The organism is Kaistella sp. (genome assembly GCF_041824135.1).
GTDB lineage: Bacteria > Bacteroidota > Bacteroidia > Flavobacteriales > Weeksellaceae > Kaistella.
In genome coordinates, this window is record NZ_JBGZYM010000059.1 from 1 (window position 1) to 5,335 (window position 5,335).

A 5,335-nucleotide genomic window follows, 5' to 3' on the forward strand; every position below is an offset into this window, starting at 1 on the left:
ATTTTTTATTAAAATATTTCCAAATCCTTCTGTAATTGCAGAAGCATTTTTTATTTTTGACCCTTGAATGTAATTTCCTTTTATCCACTTTTTTTAAAAGCAGCAAAAGTAACCATCGACAGTCGGAAGATTGAAAAAGACGACTTATTTTTTGCTTTTTCTGGCGAAACTTTTAATGCTGCAACGTTAGCAGAAGGTGCTATTGAGAAAGGTGCGCTGGCGGTGATCGTAGAAAAGAAAGAATTTGAAAATGAACAGAAAAATATTTTCTATGTTCCCTCCACTTTAAAATTTTTGCAGGATTTAGCAAAGCATCATCGGAATCAACTCAATATTCCAATTATTGGCTTGACAGGAAGTAATGGTAAAACCACTACGAAAGAGATCATTCACGCGGTGCTTTCACAGAAGTATAAGGTTCAATATACCTTTGGAAATCTAAATAACCATATCGGTGTTCCAATTACTTTACTTTCGATAAAGCCGGAACATGAAATTGCGGTCATTGAAATGGGCGCCAATCATCAAAAAGAAATAGAAATGCTTTGCGAGCTCGCACAACCTCATATTGGATATATTACCAATTTTGGAAAAGCACATCTCGAAGGTTTTGGAGGCGTGGAAGGTGTTATCAAAGGAAAGTCAGAATTATATGATTATCTGAAAAATAATAAACAAACTATTTTGGTGAATGAGCAGGATCCAATTCAAGTTGAAAAGACAAACGACTATGAAAATAAAATAACTTTCGGTGCTGAAACTGCGGATTATCAGTTTTCTGAATTCGTAAAAGATAATTTAGTAGGCTTAGTCTATAATGAAAATCAAGCTCTATCAAAATTAACTGGAAATTATAATTACACTAATCTGTGTGCTGCCGCAAGCTTAGGTTTACATTTTGATTTAAATTTTGCGCAAATCAAAATGGCCATTGAAAATTATTTACCTACCAATATGCGTTCACAGGTTCTGGAAAAAAACGGGAAAACTTTTGTGCTCGATACGTATAACGCCAATCCAAGTTCGATGGCTGAATCTTTAAAAAACTTCACCAATTTTAATGGAGCTAAAACGATTATTATCGGTGACATGTTAGAATTGGGCGAGGAATCAGAAGTAGAACATCAATCTATTCTAGATTTGGCGACTTCGTTGAATTTCGATGAAATCATTACTGTGGGAAATGAATTTAGAAAGATCAATGCGACATCAAAATCTTATCTAAACTCTAAAGAGCTTTCAGACTATTTAAAAAGCAATAAAATTGAATCCATGAATATTTTGTTAAAAGGTTCCCGTGGGATTGCTTTAGAAGAAATTCTAGAATTTATCGATTAATTTAAATTCCAAAAATCGTTTAAAATAAGTTTGATGTTTTCAAAAGTCATCGGAAAAACAACGTCTATTATTTCCTTCTCGTTTTTCCAGGAAACTTCAGAAATCCCTTCTTCAGTTTGTGGTATTGGTTCGGCATTTCCGACATAGCTCACTTTAAACCAATGGGTGGTTTTTAGTATTTTCTCTCCATTCCTTTCTGTGTAAATATGAAAAGTGGTGTTGATGAATTTTTCTAAAACAAGATCTTTAAGGCCAGTTTCCTCTTCAATTTCTCTAACAGCAGCATCTTCCAAAGATTCGCCCTTTTCTATTTTACCTTTCGCCAAATCCCATTTTCCTAAACGGCGAATAAATAAAATATCTTTATTTTGATTGCTGACGACACCGCCTGCAGCTTCAATTACTTTATAAATTTGATTAAAATCGTTCCAGATCCCGTTCAAATCATCACCGTAAATATTGAGTTCTGGACAAGAAGTATTCTCCAAAAGATCAATTGCTATTTCTAAAGTCGCGGAATCTTCATATCGAAATTTCTTTTCAATGTCTTCAGGATATTTACTAATCGATAATTTTTTTTCATTCACAAAAACTTTATACATTTGCAACGTTTTAATTAATACAAAAATATAAAAATGAATTTAGAAGGACGAAAGATAATCGTAAATAAATCGGGAAAAGAGCTGGTTGAAATGTTAAACACTCCAGAAGGATACCGAGAATTGATGCCCGATTCTTTGCAGAGTTTCGAAGTTCGTGACCAAGGTTTTAAATTCAGTTTAAAAGGAATGCCAGAAATCGCTTTGGTGATTGACGAAGTTACAGAAAATCAAGTCACGTTGAAATCTGCAAGTTCAAGTTTAGATTTTGCATTAAAAGGGATGATGAGTCCAATCAGCGACAATCAAACTGAAGTTCAATTATTATTTGAAGGTAAATTTAATCCGTTCATTAAAATGATGGTTGAGAAACCTTTGAAAAACTTCATTGACGCTTTGACCGATAATATCGAAAAGATTTAAGAAATCAAATATATTGAAAAAGCCCTGAATGTTGATTCGGGGCTTTTTTATTTAATGAGTATAGCTTGCAAATGCTTCTTCTAAACTGCTGTATTTGCCTTTAAATTCCTCGATAGTGGAATCTTGGATAATGTTTCCCTGATGAATCAAAATAACGCGTGAACAAAGCGCTTCTACTTCCTGCATAATATGCGTTGAAAGGATGACCGTTTTCTCTTTTCCTATTTCTTTAATTACATTTCTAATTTCGATGATTTGATTAGGATCGAGCCCATTGGTCGGTTCATCTAAAATTAATAGATCTGGTTCATGTAAAATGGCTTGGGCAAGACCAACTCTTTGTTGATATCCTTTTGAAAGTTGCGAGATCTTTTTCGATTTTTCTGGTGTAATTCCAACCAGTTCTATAACCTCTTCAATTCTATGTTTTGAAACCTTGTGAATATCTGCCACGAAACTCAAATATTCCTTCACATACATTTCATCGTAAAGTGGATTGTTCTCTGGTAAAAAACCAATGTTTTTTTTGGATTCAATTTCATTTTCACGAATATCTTTTCCGTTAAAAATAATTTGACCTTCATCAATTTTAAGGGCACCAACAATCGACTTCATCAAGGTCGATTTCCCAGCGCCATTCGGACCAAGAAGCCCGATGATTTCGGTATTGTTAATTTCAATATTGATGTTATTCAGTGCGGTTTGGTCGACGAATTTTTTGGTAAGATTGATGATTTGTAGGGACATGAATTTTATTTAATGAAACGCAAATTTAGGAAATCGAAACTGAAATCATTTAGAAATGAAAGAACCATTTTTTTTGAATTTTCTAAAGGATTTTTTTAAATTTTTATTTTTGTGATTCATCTGGCGATCGATTTACATCCAGATTCAAATCGAGCCATTTGTTAAGCTTCAAAATTACATTTTTATAATCTTCATTTGGAAGATCTTTCAGTTTCAACGTATGATTCGCATTATGCACCATGACTTGTAGATTGTCTAAGTTCTTTGCAGGCTTAATTTTATACACAGCCCATGGGTCATTATCTCCATTGATGAAAATTACCTTGTCCATTTTTGTTTCGCTCCATTTCTTTTCATCTTTACGAAATTTTCCATTGAATATGGTCGGGTCCATTGCAAATATACTGAGTGGATAATCTTTAAGTTTTAGATATTTCAAAAAAGGAGTTTCTTCATAACCGTAATAGCCACCCTCTGAAAAAGCTTGGTAATAATGGCTGGTCATTTTTTTATCAATAAGACCTATAGATGAATAGGCGACAAATAAAACGAGACGATCTTCAAAAGTATCCAATTTCAGAGTAAGTGGAAATCCCTCTCTTTTGGATTCCTCCCCAAATATTGTATTGACCTCTAATTTAAAATCATCAAATGATTTATAATATTGCCAGAACGAAACTTCCAGATCGAGTACGCCATAATCGTAAAGTGTTTCTAAATCCCAATTTGCAAAATCCTGGTTTTCGAACTCAAATGCTCTGCGGAATAGGGGCAGTAATTTCTTTCTGTTTTTTAATAAATAAAATTGCGCCTTATTGATCTTTTTGCCATCTTCAGTTTTGCGCCGCTCTTTGATATAGGTTTCAAATCGTGGATCTTCAACTTCGGTCGTAATGCTAATGCCGAATGCGACTGTAGCGTCAACATCATTTGGATAATAGAATCGGTAGGCGAGGGCAGCATCTCCGCTTTTACTTAATCCTGTACTAGCCCATTTACCAGTTAATAAACGGGCAAGCTTTTCTTTAATGAAATGATCGTCATTACTTGCCTGTTCATAAGTCAGAAATTCTTTCGTCAACGAATCAGGGATCGAGGAACCGAAATACCGATGCTCTATTAAGACTTGGTTTCCATTAACTATTGTGGTTAATTCAGTTTTATAATTTGGATTGTTAAAATGCTTAGGAATTGCGTAACCTGCGGTTTGTAAAATGGTAATTGATTTTGGATCCTGAATTCCGAGAAGTACCTGTTGATCAAAGAAACCTCCCTGAGTATTAGTATGGTTGATGGGTTGGCGAACATTGATCCGGTAATATTCCTTAAATGCACTGCTGTCAATATAGGTCACGTTTTCTTTACCAAATAATTGCTGTAATTCTATTCGATGTTTTTGTCCATAAAAATTTTGTAATGAAAATAACATCAGAAATAAAGTCATCCGAAGAAATAGGAGTGTTTTCATTTTTAAAGTTTTTAGTTTTCTTTAATACTAAATAGTTTTCACTTTCATCGAGAATTTTAAGAGATTGATTGTGGAATGTTCTCTCTATTTAGAAGGAAATCAGTTTGTTGTGAAAATTTTCAAATAATTATTAAAGTTAAAATTTAATTTTTATTTAAAATATATTTGAATAGGAAATTTGTAAACTGTTTTGGAGGAATTTATATTTTGACTGGTACGAAAAATAAATTTCAAAATGAAATTAGTTAGAAAGTGGAAGAAGTCTGCGGTGTAGTACAAGCTATCGAATTTTAGTATCGAATATTAATTAAAAGAATTAGAGAGTTCTCAATCTTTTTCAGAGAGCGTGACAGAATTTGAACCTGTAATTGTTCCGAATTATATAGGAATGCTCTATCCAGCAGAGCTACTCATCCGATTTTTGGGATTTTTAAACTTGTCGTTGGGAAATGAGTTTAAAAAAAAGAAAACTCCCGAAAGAGTTTTCTATAAAGTCGGGGCGGCAGGATTCGAACCTGCGACCTCCTGGTCCCAAACCAGGCGCGATGACCGGACTACGCTACGCCCCGAGTACTTTTTTAACTAAACCTGCAGAGAATAAAATTTGAAATTTTACCAAAGATTCCGAAATAGATCAAAAACTCTTTTCTACAATTAAACAAAAAAAAGACTGAGAAAATTCTCGGTCTTTTTCAGTGAGCGCGACAGGATTCGAACCTGTGAGCGTCTGCTTAGAAGGCAGATGCTCTATCCAGCTGAG

The 5,335-nt window shown here is 33.8% G+C and carries 5 protein-coding genes and 1 tRNA gene; 2 read left to right on the forward strand and 4 right to left on the reverse strand.

Going from position 1 to position 5,335, the window contains the following annotated elements; all coding sequences use genetic code 11:
• Positions 1 to 63 precede the first annotated feature (63 nt).
• On the forward strand, positions 64 to 1,338 hold the full coding sequence (gene murF / locus ACEYOS_RS06505) for a UDP-N-acetylmuramoyl-tripeptide--D-alanyl-D-alanine ligase (RefSeq protein ID WP_373739223.1): 1,275 nt from the start codon (positions 64 to 66) through the stop codon (positions 1,336 to 1,338).
• Here the strand turns inward: murF and ACEYOS_RS06510 are convergent.
• Positions 1,335 to 1,940, reverse strand: a complete 606-nt coding sequence (locus tag ACEYOS_RS06510; RefSeq protein WP_373708981.1) for an NUDIX hydrolase — start codon at positions 1,938 to 1,940, stop codon at positions 1,335 to 1,337. The genes murF and ACEYOS_RS06510 overlap by 4 nt on opposite strands.
• A 33-nt stretch (positions 1,941 to 1,973) precedes the next feature.
• Between ACEYOS_RS06510 and ACEYOS_RS06515 the strand changes: the two genes are divergently transcribed.
• Positions 1,974 to 2,360, forward strand: coding sequence for an SRPBCC family protein (locus ACEYOS_RS06515; protein ID WP_373708982.1), 387 nt, complete (start codon positions 1,974 to 1,976; stop codon positions 2,358 to 2,360).
• A gap of 51 nt (positions 2,361 to 2,411) precedes the next feature.
• On the opposite strand, the gene ACEYOS_RS06520 is transcribed toward ACEYOS_RS06515, so the two are convergent.
• The 3 genes from ACEYOS_RS06520 to ACEYOS_RS06530 form a co-directional block, all read right to left on the reverse strand.
• On the reverse strand, positions 2,412 to 3,107 hold the full coding sequence (locus ACEYOS_RS06520; RefSeq protein WP_373708983.1) for an ATP-binding cassette domain-containing protein: 696 nt from the start codon (positions 3,105 to 3,107) through the stop codon (positions 2,412 to 2,414).
• A gap of 103 nt (positions 3,108 to 3,210) precedes the next feature.
• A complete protein-coding gene (locus ACEYOS_RS06525; protein WP_373708984.1) occupies positions 3,211 to 4,575 on the reverse strand; it encodes a S28 family serine protease in 1,365 nt (454 codons plus the stop codon).
• Between the two features lie 494 nt (positions 4,576 to 5,069).
• Positions 5,070 to 5,144: transfer RNA gene (locus ACEYOS_RS06530), tRNA-Pro, on the reverse strand.
• Positions 5,145 to 5,335 lie beyond the last annotated feature (191 nt).

Coding starts and splice junctions, on each gene's coding strand:
- ACEYOS_RS06525 (WP_373708984.1), bottom strand. CDS start 4,575: ATGAAAACACTCCTATTTCTTCGGATGACTTTATTTCTGATGTTATTT.
- ACEYOS_RS06510 (WP_373708981.1), bottom strand. CDS start 1,940: ATGTATAAAGTTTTTGTGAATGAAAAAAAATTATCGATTAGTAAATAT.
- ACEYOS_RS06515 (WP_373708982.1), top strand. CDS start 1,974: ATGAATTTAGAAGGACGAAAGATAATCGTAAATAAATCGGGAAAAGAG.
- ACEYOS_RS06520 (WP_373708983.1), bottom strand. CDS start 3,107: ATGTCCCTACAAATCATCAATCTTACCAAAAAATTCGTCGACCAAACC.